A 19,580-nucleotide genomic window follows, 5' to 3' on the forward strand; every position below is an offset into this window, starting at 1 on the left:
GCTGTGGCTGACCAAAGGGCATGGGGCCTATCCTCTACCCGGCCTCTTGCCTCTTGCAGCTGCCGCCACAATGTGGGCCTTTGTGTCATTTGCGCTTTCACCCATGCAGCACGCCTTGCCTCTTGCCGACCCAGCTTCCGACCAGTTCGCCACCTTGCCCAGTGGCCTGCAGCTGTGCTATCGCAGCTATGGCCAGCCCGAACACCCGGCCATCGTGCTGATTGCCGGGCTGGGGCTGCAGCTGGTGTCCTGGCCCATGGTATTGATCGACGGGCTGGTACAGGCGGGGCTGCGGGTCATCACGCTGGATAACCGTGACGTCGGGGGCTCCAGCCATCTGCCGCAGCTGCCGCCGCCACGCTGGCGTCTGCTGCTGCGCAGCGTGCCGCCCGGGCACTACCACATTCGCGACATGGCAGACGATGTGGCCCAGCTGCTGGATGTGCTGGGCATTGCACGCGCCCACGTGCTGGGCATGTCCATGGGCGGCATGATTGCGCAGAACCTGGCCGCGCAATATCCAGACAAGGTGCTGTCACTGACGTCCATCTTTTCCACCACGGGCAACCCGCGCGTTGGTCAGGCCGCAGGCTCCACCGTGCTGCGCATGCTGTTCAGCCGCGCCGCGCAGACGCTGGAGCAGGCCCAGGAAAACTATGTGCGCATCATGCGCCACATTGGCGACCCCAAGGTGCCGGGCATTGAGGACGCGTGGCGCAACTATGTGGCCCAGGCCTGGCAGCGCATCCCTGACCCGGAACAGGCGCGTCTGGGCTATGAGCGCCAGGTGACGGCCATTCTGGCTGCAGGCGACCGCAGCGCCGCGCTCTACCGCATCGAAGCGCCGACGCTGATCATCCACGGTGACAAAGACCGCATCGTCCACCCCGGCGGCGGGGCAGCAACTGCTCGCTCGATTGCCGGGGCGCAGCTGCACATCATTCGCGGCATGCGCCACCAGCTGGATGCACAGATCAGCCCCGTGCTGCTGGAGCTGATCGTGCCGCACCTGCGCAATGCGCAGGCCGCATCAGCGCATGCTGCGCCGTAACCACGCACTGGCCTGATCCACTGCAATCGACAGCGCCAGCATGGCGATGATGACGGTGCTGGCCTCGGCGTAGTGGAACAGCGAGAGCTTGAAATACAGCAGCTGCCCCAGACCACCTGCACCCACAAAGCCAAGGATGGCGGCCATGCGGATGTTCATCTCCCAGCGGTACAGGGTGTAAGCCACCAGCTGCGGCGCAGCCCCCGGCAAGGTGCCATACAGAAACGCCATGGCGCGGCTGCTGCCTGTGCGGCACAGGGCCTCCGCGGGCTGGCTGGGTGCGTTCTCCAGCGCTTCGGCATACAACCGCCCCAGCACGCCTGCCGTGTGCAAGGCCAGTGCCAGTGCTCCGGCAAACGGCCCCAAGCCCACGGCCAGCGCGGTGATGGTGGCCCAGACCAGCTCAGGTACGGAGCGCAGCACATTCAGCAGCACATTCCACGGTGCGCGAAATTTAGGCAGCGCCAGCAGCAAGCCAGCGACAGCCGCCAGCAAAGTGCCGACCACCGAGATGGCCAGCGTCTCCCAGATACCGACCAGCACCTGCCACAACCATGCACGGCTGGTGTCTGGCGGGAAAAAACCGGAGACAAAGTCGCCCATGCTGGAGGCGGCATCGGCCGTGAACAGCGCGCCCAGATCCATGTCCAGCAGCCGCCAGCTGGCCACCACACCCGCAGCCACGGCCAGCAGTACCACCACACTGCGCACACCAAAGGCTGAAGTGCGCGCAGCGGGCGGCACATCCAGACTGCGGCGCAGCCAGCCCGACAACGCATCGGCCAGCAGCACCAGCACCACGAACACCAGCAGAATGGAGCAGGCCTCACCGCCATTGAGCATCTTCATGGCCTGATCCATGAGCTGGCCCAGCCCCCCGGCCCCCACAAAGCCCATGACCACCGAGGCGCGAATCGCACATTCCCAGCGGTAGACCGTGTAGGACACCAGTTCCTTGGAGGCCAGCGGCAGCAGGCCATACAACAAAGCCAGCGCGCGTGGGCTGCCAGTGCGTAGCAAGGCACGGGCGGCGGCGCCGTCTTCGCTTTCCAGAATTTCGGCATAGACCTTGCCGAGCATGCCGCCGTAGGTCAGACCCAGCGCCAGCACACCGGCCGCTGGCCCGAGGCCAAACACGCGCACAAACACCAGTGCCCAGACCAGTTCGGGGATGCCGCGCAGCACCGTCATCACCGCACGGGCTACCGGGTTCTGGCTGGCACGTTCACGCACGGCACTGGTAGCCAGGTACGACAGCGGCACCGCCAGCACAAAGGCCAGCAGCAGCCCCAAGGTGGCAATGGCCAGGGTTTCCAGCGTGGCCTGCCACAGATAAGCAGCGAATTCAGCACTGGTGTCTGGCGGCAGAAAGTTGGCGAGAAAGCCGCCAATCACCCGCAGGTTGTCTGCATCGAACAAGGCCGAGACACTGACGCCTGCACCATCGAACAGCGGCCACAGCACCACCACGGCCAACACAGCGCCCCACAGGCGCGAACGCGCGGCGGGGTCACGCAAAGCGATCGACTGCTTGCTACTCGGCATCAGCGGCACCCATGCAGTGGCAAGGCAGGTTCTGCCCCCGGTGCTGCTTCAGCCGCCACGGCAGTGGGCTGTGCGGCATACAGGGCCTGCAGCTGGGCTGGTGTGACCTGAGCAGCAGGCAGATCAAAGGCAATGCGCCCATCGCGAATACCCACAATGCGCTCAAAGCAGCGCAGCGCCAGCTCCACGGTGTGCAGACTGGCCACCAGGGTGGCGTGGCGTGCCTTGGCTTCATGCACCAGCAGCTCAATCGTGTCCAGCGCCAAAGTCGGATCGAGCGCAGACACAGGCTCGTCCGCCAGAATCAATTGCGCCTCCTGGTACAGCACCCGCGCAATGCCCACGCGCTGCAGCTGCCCGCCCGAGAGCTGGTCGCAGCGCGCAAACAGCTTGTCGGCCAGATGCACCCGTGCCAGCGCAGCCTGTGCGCCGGGCATGTCCTGCGGGTGGATGAGTGACAGCAAGGACTTATACGCTGGCCACTGCCCCAGCTTGCCTGCGAGCACCGCCGTCACCACCCGCTGGCGCGGCGGAATGGGCACGGCCTGGTGCACCGTGCCAATGCGCGCGCGCAGTTGACGCAGGCCGGATCTGGAATCAAAAGGCACGGCCTGACCCAGCACTTCGATCTGCCCCAGCGTCGGTGGCAGCGCCGTGCCCAGCGTGCTCAGCAGCGTGGTTTTGCCCGCGCCCGAGGGGCCAATCAGCGCAATGCTCTCGCCCTGCGCGGCACGCAGCGTGATATCGGCCAGCGCCACATGGCCGTTGGCATGGGTCAGCCCCAGCCCCTGCAAAGAAAAGCTCATAGCGTTACTCCGCAAAATGTAGCTGCCAGCGCTTACTACATCAGCGTTAGATGCCAATTTGGCTTGTAATCAAAAAAACAGAACGGCACCAAGAACCGCTGGCACAACCCAGCAAACCGCAGGTTTGCGTTTGAGACGAGGCCGGGCCGCGCAGGCGCGAAGCCGCAGGCAGTACAAGTCGTACGACAAGGCTGAGCAACGACGTATCAAGGGTTGTGAAGCGGGTTGAACGCCACAAGCCAGCGCAAAGGCTGGCTTGTAGGTCGCACAAAAGCAGCAATTACTTGAGCAGGCCTGCGGACTTGGCCGCTTCTTCAATGCCTGTGTAGTTCTCTGGCTTGGTGGGAATAAATTTGGAAGCTCGCTGCAAATCCATGATGGCCTTGTGTTCAGGATTGGCAGGGTCCAGCTTGAGGAAAGCCTCGGTCAGCTTCTTGGTGATTGCTGGGTCCAGATCACCGCGCACCGTCCAGTTGTAGTCGAAGTACTCTGGGGTGGAGGCAAACACGCGCACCTTGGCAGGGTCCACCTTCTTGGATTCGACCAGCTTGTCCCACACGGAAGTGTTCAGCACGCCGGCATCGGCCTTGCCCGCAGCCACAAAGGCCACGGTAGCATCATGTGCGCCCGAGAAAGCCACATTCTTGAAGTCTTTTTCAGGCTGGAGACCGGCTTGCTGCAGGAAGTAGCGCGGCATCAGGCTGCCCGAAGTGGACGAAGGCGCGCCAAAGGCAAAGGTCTTGCCCTTGAGGTCTTCCAGCGACTTAATGTTAGGGTCTGCCGTGATGAAGCGCGAAGTGAACACAGCATCTTCCGCACGCTGCACGATGGGGTTGGCCGTGCCATTGGTGCGAATCTTGGCCTGCACAAAAGTGAAGCCGCCCAGCCAGGCCATGTCCAGCTTGCCGGTGGCCAGCGATTCGACCACGGCGGCATAGTCGCTCACAGGTGTGAACACGACCTTCATGCCGGTTTCCTTGGACAGGTATTCACCCAGAGGCTTGAACTTGCGCTGCAGTTCGGTCGGCGCCTCATCAGGAATTGCGGACACGCGCAGCACCTTGTCGGCAGCAGAGGCCGAGAAAGCAGTCAGGGCAGAAGTTGCGGCAACGGCAAGCAACGCCTGCTTGATCACCAAGCGGCGGGCAAAAGAAGTAGTCATGAATGATCCGTTTCTTGAATCCACCACCGAGACGGAGCACTCGGCAGCTTAATAAACAGCCCACACGGGGCATGGAATAAGGGCGGTACGACTGACCGCTGGCGGCGATTCTCACACGGGCTGCTTCGGTACAGCACGCCGCCTGGCTTTTAACCATGCTGCGTCTGGCCCCATAGAGCCCAGCGTGAAAGCTATGAATTTGAAAGCTGCTAGCGCAAGTATTTCAATGTTTTCAAATATAAAAGCATCTGAAACAAATGCATATCAAGCGCTAACAGCTATGTTTTTAAAAGCGAAACGCAACATGAGCAGCATGCGACTTTTGCCTACATGCCCCTGTGAACCGCCGCACTAAGGTAGTAGTGCACATGCGGGGCGCCGTACCCGCTGCCCCCGGAAGGAGTACGCCATGCTTGAAAGTATTGCTCTCCAAAGCTTGATGCCCGCTGCGCTGTACTACGTCAGCCCTCTGCTTTTGCTGGCCGGGCTGGTGGGACTGGTCATCTGCATCACCCTGTGGCTCACGCGGCCATAGCGTCCTCACGCTCTGCGCACGCTTGCCATACAGATTTACGCAGACGCCTGGCTGCGAATAAACGCTGCAGCACGCACACAGGCCGCTACACTTCACACTGGCTTGCATGTTCTGTGCGCGTACAGGACATGCAAGCCTTTCGTCCCTTTGCAGCCTTGTACGCCCATGTCCACAGTCTTCAACTTCACCTTTGTTCCCTGGTTCCGGTCCGTGGCCCCCTATATCCACAAGTTCCGACACCAGACCTTTGTGGTGGGCATCACAGGGGAAGCCATTGCCGCCGGCAAGCTGCAGGGCATCGTGCAGGATCTGGCACTGATCCAGGCCATGGGCGTGAAGATCGTGCTCATCCACGGCTTTCGCCCGCAGGTGAACGAGCAGCTGCGCATCAAGGGCCACGAGCCCCAGTATTACAACGGCGTGCGCATCACCGACAGCGTGGCCCTGGACTGCGCCCAGGAAGCAGCAGGCCAGCTGCGCTTTGAAATTGAAGCCGCCTTCAGCCAGGGCCTGCCCAACACCCCCATGGCTGGCGCACGCGTACGCGTGATCTCCGGCAACTTTCTGACAGCCCGCCCCGTAGGCATCGTCAATGGGGTGGACTTCATGCATTCCGGCCTGGTGCGCAAGGTCGACGGCGAAGGTATTCGCCGCGCGCTGGAGTCTGAGGCCATGGTACTGATCTCACCCTTTGGCTTTTCGCCTACAGGCGAGGCTTTCAATCTGGGCATGGAAGAAGTGGCGACCCGCGTGGCCTGCGAGCTCAAGGCGGACAAGCTGATCTTCCTGACCGAAGTGCCCGGCGTGCGCGCCAAGCCGCACGAGCCCGCAGGCGAAGACAACCCCATCAACACCGAGCTGCCACTGGCACAGGCCCGCCGCATTCTGGCCGAGCTGCCACCCGCACAGCTGCCTACCGACACAGGCTTTTACCTGCAGCACTGCGTGCGTGCCTGCGAGCACGGCGTGGAACGCAGCCACATCCTGCCCTTTGCCATTGACGGCGCCCTGCTGCTGGAAATCTATGTGCACGATGGCATAGGCACCATGGTCATTGACGAAAAGCTCGAAGAGCTGCGCGAAGCCACCATTGATGATGTGGGTGGCATCATCCAGTTGATCGAGCCTTTTGAGAATGACGGCACCCTGGTCAAGCGCGACCGCACCGAAATCGAACGCGACATTGCCAGCTACACCGTGATCGAGCACGACGGCGTGATTTTCGGCTGTGCCGCCCTGCACCCCTATCTGGAAGCGCAGACCGCAGAGATGGCGGCCGTGACGGTATCGCCCAAGTCACAGGGCACGGGCGATGGAGAGAAGCTGCTCAAGCGCATCGAGCAGCGCGCCCGCGCTCTGGGCTGCAAGACGCTGTTTGTGCTGACCACCCGCACCATGCACTGGTTCATCAAGCGGGGCTTTCAGCCCGTCAGCCCCGACTGGCTGCCCGAAGCACGCAAGGCCAAATACAACTGGGACCGCAAGAGCCAGGTCCTGGTCAAGCAGCTGTAAGCCCCGCGTTTACAAGCCCGCCTTGTGGATGCATACAACACATTTAGTGTGTCACCCACAAGACCACACTATCTATGTGTGGCAATTCACCACAAGAATGAAAAAATGTTTAGCACTGAAATTCTCAATAATTTCAATGCTATGCGTTGTCATGTATTGATTTTTTGCTATCTTTTTTGATAATTTGCTGGCCGTAGAATACGTCTGCATATCCCCTTGGTTCTGACCTAAGACATTCCCCTAGCCCGTGCGGTTTTGCTTCCCGGAGCTCTTGCACTAGACTGTCTGGGTTCGCGTGATGACCTTGCAGACAGCACTACCTATTGTGTGCTGATACGCAAAACAGGCTAGATTTAGGTAAAACTTGGGCCTTCGCCCATTCGATGGGATAGGCCCTGGCAGCTCCGATTTCTACCCAGGCCGGGCGACGAACGTCCGGCTCTTTCTTTTATGTAACGCGCCTGTGCACGCCTATTGCTTGGCATCGGCGCAACCATGTTTATCTTCACTCACAAAGACGCAATGACTTCTTTGAACACTCAACCCATCAGCCAAGACGTATTGGCTGAAAAATACCTGGCCGCGGGCGAGCAAACCGCCGAAGATCTGTTCCGCCGCGTCTCCAAAGCCCTGGCTGACCAAGAAAAGCCAGAACTGCGCGCAGAGTGGGCAGAGAAGTTTTTCCAGAACATGCAAGCCGGTGCCATCGGTGCAGGCCGCATCATGGCCGCAGCCGGCCTGGATACCAAGGCCACACTGATCAACTGCTTTGTGCAGCCTGTGGCCGATGCCACCAACGGCTTTGACGAGCACGGCAACCCCGGCATCTACACCGCGCTGTCGCAGGCAGCAGAAACCATGCGTCGCGGCGGCGGCGTTGGTTACGACTTCTCTAACCTGCGCCCCAAGGGTGCCAAGGTCAAGGGCACGAACTCCTTTGCCTCTGGCCCCTGCTCCTTCATCGACGTGTTTGATGCATCGTGCACCACCGTGGAATCGGCCGGTGCACGCCGTGGCGCACAAATGGGCGTGATGCGCATTGACCACCCCGATGTGCTGGACTTCATCACGGCCAAGCGCCAGAAGGGTCGCTGGAACAACTTCAACGTCTCGGTGGGCGTAACCAGCGCTTTCATGCAGGCGGTGGAAAGCGACGCTCAGTGGGAGCTGGTGCACATTGCCACCCCTTCTGACAACCAGATCGAAGAAGGCGCCCACCAGCGTGAGGACGGCAAGTGGGTCTACAGGACGGTTGCCGCACGTGAGCTGTGGGACACCATCATGAAGTCCGCCTACGACTTCGCCGAGCCCGGCATTCTGTTCATCGACAACATCAATACCGACAACAACCTGTACTACGCAGAGACCATTGCCGCGACCAACCCCTGCGGTGAGCAACCTCTGCCACCCTACGGCTGCTGCGACCTGGGCCCCATCATCCTCACCAATTTTGTGCGTGACGCGTTCACCGAGAACGCCCACTTTGACTTTGAAGCCTTCCGCGCCGCTGTCTCCATTCAGGTGCGCATGCTGGACAACGTGCTGGACGCTACCGTCTGGCCCCTGCCCGAGCAGCACAAGGAATCGCAGCAAAAGCGCCGCATCGGCGTGGGCTTCACAGGCCTGGGCGATGCGCTGATCATGCTTGGCCTGAAGTACAACAGCGAAGCTGGCGTGGCCCAGGGCGAAGAAATTGCCCGCAACATGCGCGATGCAGCCTATTTGGCTTCTGTCGAGCTGGCCAAGGAGAAGGGCGCCTTCCCGCTGTTTGATGCAGACAAGTACCTGCAAAGCGGCTTCACCCAGCGCCTGCCCGAGGAAATCCGTGCAGCCATCCGCAAGCATGGCATCCGCAACAGCCACCTGCTGTCCATCGCACCAACAGGCACCGTGTCGCTAGCCTTTGCAGACAACGCCTCCAACGGCATTGAGCCGCCCTTCTCCTGGACTTACCAGCGCAAGAAGCGCACGGCCGACGGCGGCAATGCCTTCTACACCGTGGAAGACCATGCCTATCGCCTCTACAAGGCAAAGTTTGGTGCTGATGCAGAACTGCCAGCCTACTTCGTCAGCGCACTGGAGATGACTGCGGCTGAGCACGTGGCCATGATGCGCGCCGTGCAGCCCTATATCGATACAGCCATCTCCAAGACCGTCAACATTCCTGCGGACTATCCTTTTGAGGACTTCAAGAACCTCTATATGGAAAGCTGGAAGGCCGGTCTGAAGGGCTGCGCCACCTACCGCCCCAACGACACACTGGGTGCCGTGCTGTCGGTAGAAGCCCCCAAGACCGAAGAAAAGCCTGCACCGCAGCCTGCTGCTGCCCACACCAGCGGCCTGTCCGCCGTGGTGGAACGCCGCCCCGAAGGCCCACTGAACGCGGTCGTTGACAAGATCGAGTACTACACCCACGACGGTGTGCGCCGCCTGTACCTGGTGGTGAGCTTCATGTACGTCAATGGCGTAGAGCGCCCCATCGAGTTCTTCATGCCTGTGGGCCAGACCGGTGAGAGCCAGCAATGGATCACCGCCACCATGCGTTCGCTGTCGCTGGCAGCACGCGGCGGCTTCCTGGACAAGGCGCTGGATGATCTGCGCAAGGTGGCCTGGGACCGCGGCCCCATCCGCTACGGCTGGCGCGACAAGGAAGACGGCACCCGCATCCCTCTGTGGCACGACAGTGAAGTGGCACTGCTGGCCTACGCCATCCAGTCCATCATTGCCAACCGCGCAAGCCAGGAGCAGCAACCTGCCCCCATCAATCCCGCAGCGCCTGCAACCGTAACTGCCACACCTGCTGCAGCCACACCGGCCCAGGCCATGAGCGGCACCAAGTGCCCTGAGTGCGGAGCCCATGCCGTCATCAAGAAGGATGGCTGCTCCTTCTGCACATCCTGCGGCTATATTGGTGCCTGCGGCTGATGCAGCCTACCTGAGCAGCTATCAAATCTAAAGCAAAGCCCACTGGTGATTTCCGCCAGTGGGCTTTTTTACGGCTATGGCCTCCACATCATGTGAAACAAGTTTAGGACTATTCCTATAAAATAAAGCATTCACTTAGTTTTTGTCAGATAGCCAGCCGCAGAGACAGTTTTTACACTAGCGGTCACCTAATCACGGTTTGTTACGAACTGAAGTTACAGGCCCTCTTACTGTCAAAAGGTTGACCATGAAAAAAGCATCCCTCGCTCTGGCTTTCTTGCTCACTGCTGTGCTGGCACAACCTGCCTTGGCACACAAAGAGAAAATTGGTGGAATCATCCATTTCTCGGGCCAGATCGTTCACGGCACCTGCACCCTCAACTATCCCACCGCAACCCAGAAGGACATGCAGATTCAGCACTGCACTGGCGTAGAACCTCAGGTGGAGCTGCAGCACAAAACAATTCCTGTGGAGCAACCCAGCGCAATGGTTGCATCCTCTCAACCCGTCCTGATTGCCAGCGCCGCAGGCTCTACCAAGTCCGTACCCTACTATTTCATCAGCTACCCCTGATACCAAGAACGGCAGCGGGATAGCCAAGGCGCCCCTGCTGCAGTACGAGCCCTAGTTTATTCTTGGGGCTTCGCAACTATTCGGCGGCCTGATCCTTAGGCCATCCATCCAGCACCTGCTTCACAGCAGATGCCAGCACTTCCAAGGCCTGCGCTATTTCAGTAGTAGGTGCCTGCCCCTCCACCATTCGTTCCAACGCTGTGGTTTGCTCCACCAGTGCATGGGCACGCAACATGGCAAAGCTGCCTTTGATAGCATGCAACCCACGCTGGAGCACTGCCATATCACCTGCATGCAAGCCTTGGTGCATGCTGTGCATATACATCTCACAGGCATCTCTGACTGCCTCCAGCACCTCTGGCGTTACTGCTTTTTCGGGCACATCTGCAACCGCAGCCTGCCCTGTCAAAGTAGCCAACATATGCGCCAGCTGTTTCATGGACAGAGGCTTGAGCAGCACCTCATTGATGCCAGAAGCCTGACACATGCTCCGCTCCGACTCGCCCGCATGAGCGGTAAAGGCCCAAATAGGCTGCAAAGCGCCCTGCGCTCTTAGCGCCTTGGCAAGGGCGTAGCCATCCATACCCGGCATGTCCAGATCCGTCAGTACCAGATCGAATGACTGGGTATTGAACAGCTCCAGTGCACGACCACCGCTTTCAGCCATCACTACGTCATGCACCAGCAAGTCCAGCTGCTCTTGCAGCAATCGCTGATTTGCCGGATTGTCTTCTGCCACCAGAATCCGTAAACGAGGCGCAGATTCCTGATGAGGCAACATACCCGTTGCCTGGACGTCATCGATGCTCGCTAGCCGCTGCACTGGCTCTACAGCAAGGGATTCATAAATACCTGCCAGCGAATAGCAGGAAACTTGCACCCAACCATCGCGCCTGAGGGGATGAGTCGGACCACTTTCCTGCACATCGATCACCGCAGGCACAGCCTTGATGGCGGCATCTTCCAGGACGAACGGCCAAGTACGAGGATTGCCCAGCAGCACCAGAGCATCAACCTCGCTCAATGCATTCAATGCTCTTTCGCAGGAAATGCTCTCCACGCCCCAATACGACCAGTACGGAGCCAATGCAGCTTGCCATTGCGGGTTATCACACCAGATCGCAATCCGTTTGCCCGACCAGTGACTGGACTGCAGTTTTTCATGTTGAATGCCATGTGCCAGTGGCAGCTCCAGCACAAAAGTACTCCCTTGCCCCAGCGTACTTTCTGCACGAATGACACCCCCCATCAGGCCAGCAATTCTTTGACACAGTGCCAACCCCAGACCAGAACCACCAAACTCACGGGCAATGGACGAGCTGGCCTGCGTAAACGGTGTAAACAACTGTGCCTGCTGTTCTGGGCTCATACCAATGCCGCTGTCTTGCACTGTCAGCCGCAGCAAACGCTGCCCATTCACCACCCAAGAATCTACAGTGACCAGTACATGCCCGTTCTGCGTAAATTTGATGGCATTGCTCAGCAAGTTCCCGAGAATTTGCCGAAGACGGAACGGGTCCCCTTCGCATGCAGAAATCCCAGGCATGATGCGACAGTAGAGGGCAAGGTCTTTGGCTTCTGCACGCGGCAAAAAGGTCTGCACCACACTTTCTACCTCCGGCGTGATATCAAAAGCTTGCATCTCCAGCGACAGCATTCCGGACTCAACCCTGGACAAATCCAGAGTATCGTCAATCACGCGCAGCAAAGTCCTAGACGCAGAAGAAACAATCTGCACTCGCTCTTGTGCACGCAGCTGCAACTCTTCACGCTCCAGCAGTTCCAGATTTCCCAGAATGGCATTCAAAGGCGTGCGAATCTCATGGCTGACAGCCGCTAAAAACATGGATTTTTCCTGACTCGCCCGCTCTGCAGCCAGTCGCGCATGCTGCAACGCATGCTCAGCCTTTTTGCGCTCTGTGATATCCAGGACACTGCTGAGCAAAGCTGCCTGCCCCTGGTAATAGCAAGGCGCCATGTGCACCAGCAGGTCTGCCGGCTGCAGTGCTTCATCCAGAGCATTGATTTCACGTACAAGCTCTACATTCTGCGCGCCTATTTCCTGCTGATAACGTCCAAAAAGATATGCCGCCAAAGGCATACCCTCAATGGTATAGCGCTCCATGGCCTTATTCTCGAGCAGCACAAGACCCGAACCTTTGCTCAACAGCCCAAGCCCCACATGAGCCATGCTCAAAATACTGCGACTAAGTTTTTCACTTTCATATATTCTTTGAGAATTTTGATATGCAGGCAAAAAGAAACGGTAATGAAAGACAAAAACAGCCACCCATAACACCAAAAGCATTCCCAACGCAATCGCGCCATACAAAGAAAGTGGCCCCTTCAATGCCTGAACCATGGTCTTCACGGTGTAGGCATAGACTGCAAACCACTCCGTATCTCCCAGCGGCTGACTCACAGTAAACAAACCTCGTGAGTAATTTACTTTCAAGTTGGGACCGGACAGTTGCCACGCCTTTGTCTTCTTGAGTATTTGCGCCATGGCGGCCATCTCTGCATCATTGATTTTATCACCAGTGCTTTGCAGAAGTATTTGCCCATCATTGCTTACAACAAAAAAAGTCCCATCAAAATCGCTGCGCTGCAAGTTCGCCTTCAATCTGTCCACAGCCAGATCACTGGCATAAACCATGAATACCTCATCCCCATCAAAAGCTGGCTGCACCAGCCGAATCACCTGATCTTCCAGCAGCAGACCCTCTCCTGGAAGAAGCCACTTGGTTGCACGACTTTCTTTCCATGCTTTACGTACTTCCAGATCACTGAGATCACCCAGGTCCAGCGAAAACTTCTGCATTAACTGAGGAATTTTTTCACGTTCAACAAGCTCAATGTTTTCCACCGATGGAGGCATAAATGCCATATAGCTTCCATCCGGAGTGTAGTGATAACTATGCAAAGGACTTTTTGTGGCCGAAACATCTCCTGTTGCAATTTTTGCGAGACGTTCACTGAAACGAATATAATCATCAAAATATTCAACCGAATGATTATCTACATCAGCCTTTGCAAAAACTTCAAAGAAGCTCGGCTCATCCTTTATATAAATATAATCCTTTGCTTCACCAAATTTCGGCAAAGCACTGGATGACACAGAAGCTTGCCTTTCGTTGGCCCATAGCATTTCTGCATGGCTAATACCTCTCCTGACTGAAGCCTGCTTGGCATCCAGCTCTGCCTGGATCACCGTTTTTTGCGCACTAAAAATCAGACGTGCATTGGATACATACCCCAGAATTTTCACCATTGCACCCACACAAAACACAGCAACTATCAAGAAACTTATAAATGCAGCGCCCCAAAAAAGAATTTTTTCTCCAAAAAATCTTTTTACATCAAAAAAACTAAAAAAAAACCATTCGTATTTTTTTGCTTCATAATATAAAAATATAACAGTATTTACCGCATTAGATCAAAAAACACATCCTGACAGAAAAATCCTACTCATACGATAAGAAAATTCCTATTTCCATATAGAAATAATGCTTTTCTTAGATTTTAAATATGATTTACTTGTAAAAAATCAAAAAATCGTATCTGATCAGGAACTATTGCAATAACCAGATTGTCAAGTAAGTACAACGAGCAAGCTCTGGCTGCACATTAAACGCTGACCGACTGCTTACTGGAGTGCTCTATCGGCCCCAGAAACAGCAGTCCCCCTCCAAATAGACTCTACAGACCCACTCCACAATGTCTGCTTCCATCAAAATTTTGCTGGCCGATGACCACCCTGCACTGATGCTTGGCCTGCGCAGCGTTGCTCTGACAAACAACACACTGTCTCTGATTGGAACGGCGTCTGACTCAACAGAAGTGATGAATATCCTGGAGCAGCATGACTGCGATGTTCTGGTGACAGACTACATCATGCCCGGCGGCCAGTACGGCGATGGCATCTCCATGATCACTTTGCTGCAGCGGCGATTCCCTCATTTGCGCTTTGTAGTGCTAAGCATGCTGGACAACCCTGCCATTCTGAAAACACTCATGGACGCACAAATTGCCTGCATTCTGAGCAAAGCCGATGACCCCAACCACATCGTGCCCGCCATCCATGCCGCATACGCCTATGGCAGCTATTACTCACCCAGCGTGCGACAGATTCTAGAAAGCACCGCTTTCTCCAACCACTCGCGCCAGGGAGCGACCGCCCTGTCACAACGAGAGACCGAAGTTATTCGCTTGTTTGTTGCCGGACTGTCTATCAACGAAATTGCAGATCGCCTGCACCGCAGCAAACAGACCATCAGCACACAGAAAAACAACGCCATGCGCAAGCTGGGACTGACACGCGATGCCGATTTGTATCGGTATGCAATGAGCACCGGCCTGCTCACGCAAACACCGGCTACTCCACAAGATCCAAGCTAAGCAGAAAAAGTAAAAGGGCTAGATCTTGCGATCTAGCCCTTTTCAATGTGATGGTCGGAGCGGCGGGATTCGAACTCGCGACCCTCTGCTCCCAAAGCAGATGCGCTACCAGGCTGCGCTACGCTCCGACGATGGATAAATTATACGCGCAAAAAATCAGGCTTCGTCGAAATTTTTTATTTTTTGATAGCACTCTTGGCTGACTATACAAGCGCTGCAACCGAAAACACCAAAAACGAGAAAGGGCCAGATCTTGCGATCTGGCCCTCTAATCTTATGGTCGGAGCGGCGGGATTCGAACTCGCGACCCTCTGCTCCCAAAGCAGATGCGCTACCAGGCTGCGCTACGCTCCGACAAGACGCAGATTATATACAGATTTTCGAAGCCATTTTGAAAACTTCAAAAAATCTGCACATTCCATGCTTAGCGCGATGTCGTGGGAGCTGGGCCACGATTGGGCAGATGACGGAATGTGATACGACCCTTGCTCAGGTCGTAAGGAGACATTTCCAGAGAAACACGGTCACCCGCAAGGATACGGATGTGGTGCTTGCGCATCTTGCCACCGGTGTAAGCAATCAGCTGGTGGCCGTTTTCCAGGGTCACGCGAAAACGCGAGTCGGGCAAGACTTCAGTGACCTGGCCTTGCATTTCAATCAATTCTTCTTTCGCCATGTTCAATTAGCTCTTAAGGATAGGTATATGCTTGCGGCGCCTTTGCTTCAAAACCACGCTGCCCTCGCAACAACACAAGGTATGTGTGCATCTGCGCGGCAGGAAAAGTGCGCAGGGCGCAAACCGAACAGAGGGCCTCAACGGAATATGTCGCGTGGCATATTCAGCCACAAAAATAACCGCTAATTGTAGCGGCTCGGCATGAATCCTTGCAAAAACAACGCAGTTTTCCGCATACAGCTACGTGCAATTCTTGTCATAACCAGACGGCCACACGCAGCGCGCCGTAGCGCCTCCACACTACTGCGCAGGCATATTGATGGCCGCTCCCAGTGCGCGAATCAGATCAGTCTGGGTAACGATACCAACCAGCTTGCGCTGCGCATCCACAACCGGCAGGTGGTGGCAATTCCCTGCAGAAAACAAAGGTATCAAGTCAACCAGCATGCAGTCCACCTGCACCACTGGTGCATCCGCATCCATCAGCTCCTGGACCTTGCTTTTATTGACACCACGACCTGTCACGAGGTTACGCAGCTTCTGCACCATGCCTTCTGGTGTTTCCATATTGGCCTGACGCACAAAATCTGCCGTACTCACCATCCCCAGCACCTGGCCTTCACTATCCACAACCGGCAGTGCCTTGACGTGCTCCTGCCGCATCAGCGCCCACGCTTCCTTTTGTGAGACACCCGGCTCCACGGCAAACACCGGCTTGGTCATGATGTCCACGCAGCGCAGATTGCCAAAATTGCGGTTGAATGCCGAACGAGCAGCCACATGCAGCAAGCCCTCCAGATCTGCACGACTGACGTCCAGCACCTGGTTGTAGTGACGCAGTGCAGCGTCCACGTCAGCTGCAGTAAAGGTCTGCAAGCCTCCGGATGCGCTGCCCGGCTTCAGGCTGTGCTGAGGGTGTGGATAGCGTCGCCCCGTCAAAGCGTTGTAGAGGACCGCACACACCAGCAGTGTGGTGATATTGAAAAGGATGGGGAACATCACCAGCCCCACACCATCCAGGTGCTCCAGAACCACATAGGCGGCAAAGCCGGCACCGGGCGGATGCATGCAGCGCAAGGGAACCATCAAGATCACAGAAAGGCCCACAGCCAGCGCACAGGCCACAGCCGTATCTGACACCACCATCTGCACCAGAGCTCCAACCAGCGCAGAAACAATGGTTCCCACCAACACCGGCCATGGCTGCGCCATAGGGCTGGCTGGCATACCGAAGAGCAATACAGCACTAGCCCCCAGAGAGGACACCATCCAGATATTGTCCGGATTCCCACCCCACCACCTGGACAGCCAGCCGGTAATCAGCACCCCGAGCGCAACACCAAGAGCAATGCGAAAAGCCTCTGCATAGCCAATGCGTACCGAAGCTGGCAAAAAATTACGCAGCCAAAGTGCCCACCTGCCAAGCTGTGCATGGTGAGCGTCCAGTGTGGTCGAAGACTTTCTCAGGGGATCCATAAAAGCACTAACACCTTGTTCATATCGGGCCGCCTCTGTTTATGACAGCACGGCGACATTGTGCAGAACTCGGCCATATGTCGCAGGCGAGCGGATCACATGGCCCCTGCCACACCCTATAGAATCCCGAGTCCTTTGCCTTTTCTTCGTAGATTGCACGTGTCTGATCGCCTCGCGGTTCTTCCGCAATACCTTCTTCCCAAGCGCGCACTGACGCAGCTCATGGGCTATCTTGCCAGTCGAGAAGCTGGTGCAGTGACTACCGCAGTCATTCGCTGGTTCATCCGTCGCTACCAGGTCAACATGGCCGAAGCCCTCAACCCGGACCCAGCTGCCTATTCCAGCTTCAACAGCTTTTTCACGCGAGAACTCAAGCCAGGCGTACGCCCACTGGCCGACTCAGAATGGATCTGCCCCGTAGATGGTGCAGTCAGTCAGCTCGGACGCATTCAGGGCGATCAGATTTTTCAGGCCAAAGGACACTCTTACTCCACGCAGGCACTGGTGGGTGGCGATGCGCAGCTGGCAGCACAGTTTCAGGATGGTCACTTCGCCACCATCTACCTCAGCCCTCGCGACTACCACCGCATCCACATGCCCTGCGCAGGCCGTCTGCTGCGCATGATTCATGTCCCGGGCGACCTGTTTTCAGTGAACCCCACCACCGCCCGAGGCGTACCCGGTCTGTTTGCACGCAACGAGCGTGTGGTGTGCGTGTTTGAAGGCAAGCATGGTCCCTTCGTCATGGTGCTGGTAGGTGCCACCATCGTCGGCAGCATGGCCACCACCTGGCATGGTGTAGTGAACCCGCCCCGCCCTGGACACGTGCGTGAATGGAACTACGCGGATAAAAACATACACTTGGAGCAAGGTGCTGAAATGGGACGTTTCCTGCTCGGCTCCACGGTCGTCCTGCTCACACCGCCAGGCCCGCTGCAATTCAATGCAGACTGGTGCGCGACAGCACCCGTACGCCTGGGCGAGGCGATGGCCAGTCAGCAGCCGTAAAAAAAGCTCCATGGATTCAACATGGAGCTTTTTTCTCAGAGATACCAGTGCAGAGTCTCAGGCCTGCGGGTCGTAGTGAACCAGGTAGGCGTCAGACTCAGGTGTTCCGGCTTCACAGGCTCTTCCTTACCAACCAGATACACCATCATCTCACGCCTGCGCAGCACCACATGGCTGACAACTTCCTGTCGGCCACCTTGCATGACCTGCACCCCGGGCTTGAAAACAGGCATCTGAAATACCGTGGAGCGCTCATGGTGCGTATGAACAGAATCTGTAGAGCTTGGGCTGACAAGCAACATAAGGCAGTACCTTTAAGACGACAAGTTACCTCCGTATCGGCAGCTTGCAGCAAATATTTAGCACTTTTTGCTCCGCAATCACAGGAGTCCATCCAGCAATGAGCCTTTTCCAACGTCTGAGACCTGACAACTTCACCATCGCCCTGGCAGCCACTGTTCTATTAGCCAGTGCGCTTCCTGCTTCCGGCCAGTTTGGCGACATCCTGGACAAGATCACCAGCGGCGTCATCGTGATGCTGTTCTTCCTGCACGGCAGCAAGCTCTCGCGCAGCGCCATCTGGGCCGGCATCAGCCACTGGCGGCTGCATCTGGTGGTCACCCTCACCACCTTTGCCTTTTTCCCGCTGCTGGGCTGGCTGGCACAGCCATTACTCAGACAGTTGCTGCCAAGCGAGCTGGTATTTGGCGTACTGTTCCTGTGCACCCTGCCTGCAACGGTGCAGTCTGCCCTTGCACTGACCACGCTCTCTCGCGGCAATATTCCAGCAGCTATCTGCAGCGCCTCTGGCTCCACGCTGATGGGTATTGTGTTTACGCCGCTGCTGGTGGGTATTTTGCTGGCGCAGGACGCCAGCATTGGCAATCCGCTTGAATCCATAGGCAAGATCGCACTGCAGCTGCTGCTGCCCTTTGCACTGGGCCACTGGCTGCGCCCCTGGACCTCTGGCTGGCTGCAAAAAGCTGGCAGCAACATCAAGTTGCTCGATCAAGGTTCGATCTTGCTGGTGGTCTATGCCGCGTTCAGCGGCTCCGTAGTCGCAGGCTTGTGGAAGCAACTGCCCCTGAGCGCTCTGCTCATGCTGCTGCTGGTCTGCGCAGGTTTGCTGATGTGCGCCATGTTCTGGTGTGTCTGGATCAGCCGCCGCCTGGGCTTTGACGCCAGCGATGAGGCCACCATCTTGTTTTGTGGGGCTCAGAAAAGCCTGGTCAGCGGCATTCCGATTGCCAACGTCCTGTTTCCTGCAGCCATCGTCGGCCCCATGGTTCTGCCCATCATGCTGTTTCACCCCATGCAGCTGATGGTGTCCGCCGTCATTGCTGCGCGTTACGGGAAAAATGCCGAAAAACGCACCAATTTACGCAAAAATGATTGACCCACAAGGCCATTAAACCGGATCTGTGCCGATCAGCCAGAAACCAGGCAGACCCCATACCATTTGATGGCACAGCTTCTTAACATGCAGGCTGCACGGCACACGTGCTTCTGTTTCCACAACGTTCCGTAACGGAGGGAGATATTCGCATGCTCAAGAAACTGCTTGTTTTGTTTACTGCGCTGTATGCCACACTGGCCATGGCGGCCGTCGATGCCAACAAAGCCTCGGCCGATGAGCTGACCTCAGTCAAAGGCATTGGTCCGGCGACCGCCTCTCACATCGTCGAAGCACGCCAGCAAGGACAGTTCAGGAACTGGGATGACTTTATTGCGCGCGTCAAAGGTGTTGCGCACACATCTGCAGCCAAACTGTCTGAAGCCGGGCTGACCATCAACGGACAGACCTATGGCGCCACGCAAAAGGCCACCCAACAGAGCAACAAGCCTGCAGAAAAATCTGCAAAACCCGCACAAAGTGCAGGCAAAAAACCAGAAAAAAGCTAGTTTTCTCCAT

General features: G+C 57.0%; 16 protein-coding genes and 2 tRNA genes. 9 read left to right on the top strand and 9 right to left on the bottom strand.

What is annotated here, in order from left to right; translation table 11 throughout:
* The first annotated feature begins 103 nt into the window (after positions 1-103).
* The gene (locus tag F7P80_RS03725) at positions 104-1,051 is read left to right on the top strand and encodes an alpha/beta fold hydrolase (RefSeq protein WP_151042902.1); all 948 of its coding nucleotides are present in this window, start codon (positions 104-106) and stop codon (positions 1,049-1,051) included.
* Here the strand turns inward: F7P80_RS03725 and phnE are convergent.
* The 3 genes from phnE to F7P80_RS03740 form a co-directional block, all read right to left on the bottom strand.
* Positions 1,031-2,596 carry a phosphonate ABC transporter, permease protein PhnE gene (phnE, locus tag F7P80_RS03730; RefSeq protein ID WP_151042905.1) on the bottom strand — a complete coding sequence of 522 codons (1,566 nt, stop codon included), beginning with the start codon at positions 2,594-2,596 and terminating at the stop codon, positions 1,031-1,033. The genes F7P80_RS03725 and phnE overlap by 21 nt on opposite strands.
* Complete coding sequence (locus tag F7P80_RS03735) at positions 2,596-3,402, bottom strand: phosphonate ABC transporter ATP-binding protein (protein ID WP_054067629.1); 807 nt, start codon at positions 3,400-3,402, stop codon at positions 2,596-2,598. The genes phnE and F7P80_RS03735 overlap by 1 nt, the downstream gene beginning before the upstream one ends.
* Positions 3,403-3,682: 280 nt before the next feature.
* Positions 3,683-4,564 carry a putative selenate ABC transporter substrate-binding protein gene (locus F7P80_RS03740; RefSeq protein WP_077345245.1) on the bottom strand — a complete coding sequence of 294 codons (882 nt, stop codon included), beginning with the start codon at positions 4,562-4,564 and terminating at the stop codon, positions 3,683-3,685.
* A gap of 409 nt (positions 4,565-4,973) precedes the next feature.
* Here F7P80_RS03740 and F7P80_RS17265 point away from each other — a divergent pair, with 409 nt between their 5' ends.
* The 4 genes from F7P80_RS17265 (at position 4,974) to F7P80_RS03755 (ending at position 10,110) form a co-directional block, all read left to right on the top strand.
* Positions 4,974-5,099 carry a hypothetical protein gene (locus tag F7P80_RS17265; protein ID WP_258536120.1) on the top strand — a complete coding sequence of 42 codons (126 nt, stop codon included), beginning with the start codon at positions 4,974-4,976 and terminating at the stop codon, positions 5,097-5,099.
* 165 nt (positions 5,100-5,264) lie between these two features.
* Positions 5,265-6,611: an amino-acid N-acetyltransferase gene (gene argA, locus F7P80_RS03745; protein ID WP_151042908.1), complete on the top strand. Its 1,347-nt coding sequence runs from the start codon at positions 5,265-5,267 to the stop codon at positions 6,609-6,611.
* A gap of 522 nt (positions 6,612-7,133) precedes the next feature.
* Positions 7,134-9,536 (top strand): adenosylcobalamin-dependent ribonucleoside-diphosphate reductase, encoded by a 2,403-nt coding sequence (locus tag F7P80_RS03750; protein ID WP_151042911.1) that lies wholly within the window; start codon positions 7,134-7,136, stop codon positions 9,534-9,536.
* Positions 9,537-9,783: 247 nt separating this feature from the next.
* Positions 9,784-10,110: a type 1 fimbrial protein gene (locus F7P80_RS03755; protein WP_151042913.1), complete on the top strand. Its 327-nt coding sequence runs from the start codon at positions 9,784-9,786 to the stop codon at positions 10,108-10,110.
* 76 nt (positions 10,111-10,186) lie between these two features.
* Here the strand turns inward: F7P80_RS03755 and F7P80_RS03760 are convergent, their stop codons facing one another.
* Complete coding sequence (locus F7P80_RS03760) at positions 10,187-13,381, bottom strand: hybrid sensor histidine kinase/response regulator (protein ID WP_151042916.1); 3,195 nt, start codon at positions 13,379-13,381, stop codon at positions 10,187-10,189.
* A 446-nt stretch (positions 13,382-13,827) separates the two neighbouring features.
* Here F7P80_RS03760 and F7P80_RS03765 point away from each other — a divergent pair, with 446 nt between their 5' ends.
* Positions 13,828-14,508 carry a response regulator gene (locus F7P80_RS03765; protein ID WP_054067622.1) on the top strand — a complete coding sequence of 227 codons (681 nt, stop codon included), beginning with the start codon at positions 13,828-13,830 and terminating at the stop codon, positions 14,506-14,508.
* 51 nt (positions 14,509-14,559) lie between these two features.
* On the opposite strand, the gene F7P80_RS03770 is transcribed toward F7P80_RS03765, so the two are convergent.
* The 4 genes from F7P80_RS03770 to F7P80_RS03785 form a co-directional block, all read right to left on the bottom strand.
* Positions 14,560-14,636 (bottom strand) — tRNA-Pro (locus tag F7P80_RS03770).
* Between the two features lie 149 nt (positions 14,637-14,785).
* Positions 14,786-14,862, bottom strand: a tRNA-Pro gene (locus tag F7P80_RS03775).
* 70 nt (positions 14,863-14,932) lie between these two features.
* The gene (gene infA / locus F7P80_RS03780; RefSeq protein ID WP_054067621.1) at positions 14,933-15,184 is read right to left on the bottom strand and encodes a translation initiation factor IF-1; all 252 of its coding nucleotides are present in this window, start codon (positions 15,182-15,184) and stop codon (positions 14,933-14,935) included.
* 300 nt (positions 15,185-15,484) lie between these two features.
* Entirely contained in the window at positions 15,485-16,576 is a 1,092-nt protein-coding gene (locus tag F7P80_RS03785; RefSeq protein WP_428840847.1) for an HPP family protein, read from the bottom strand.
* A gap of 243 nt (positions 16,577-16,819) precedes the next feature.
* Between F7P80_RS03785 and asd the strand changes: the two genes are divergently transcribed.
* Positions 16,820-17,668, top strand: a complete 849-nt coding sequence (asd, locus tag F7P80_RS03790; RefSeq protein WP_054067742.1) for an archaetidylserine decarboxylase — start codon at positions 16,820-16,822, stop codon at positions 17,666-17,668.
* A 35-nt stretch (positions 17,669-17,703) separates the two neighbouring features.
* On the opposite strand, the gene F7P80_RS03795 is transcribed toward asd, so the two are convergent.
* Positions 17,704-17,901 (bottom strand): hypothetical protein, encoded by a 198-nt coding sequence (locus F7P80_RS03795; RefSeq protein ID WP_240183916.1) that lies wholly within the window; start codon positions 17,899-17,901, stop codon positions 17,704-17,706.
* A 167-nt stretch (positions 17,902-18,068) separates the two neighbouring features.
* Between F7P80_RS03795 and F7P80_RS03800 the strand changes: the two genes are divergently transcribed.
* Entirely contained in the window at positions 18,069-19,064 is a 996-nt protein-coding gene (locus F7P80_RS03800) for a bile acid:sodium symporter family protein (protein WP_151042918.1), read from the top strand.
* A gap of 149 nt (positions 19,065-19,213) precedes the next feature.
* Positions 19,214-19,570: a ComEA family DNA-binding protein gene (locus tag F7P80_RS03805; RefSeq protein ID WP_054067618.1), complete on the top strand. Its 357-nt coding sequence runs from the start codon at positions 19,214-19,216 to the stop codon at positions 19,568-19,570.
* The last annotated feature ends 10 nt before the right edge of the window (positions 19,571-19,580 follow it).

This window comes from Comamonas kerstersii, assembly GCF_008801935.1.
Lineage (GTDB): Bacteria > Pseudomonadota > Gammaproteobacteria > Burkholderiales > Burkholderiaceae_C > Comamonas > Comamonas kerstersii.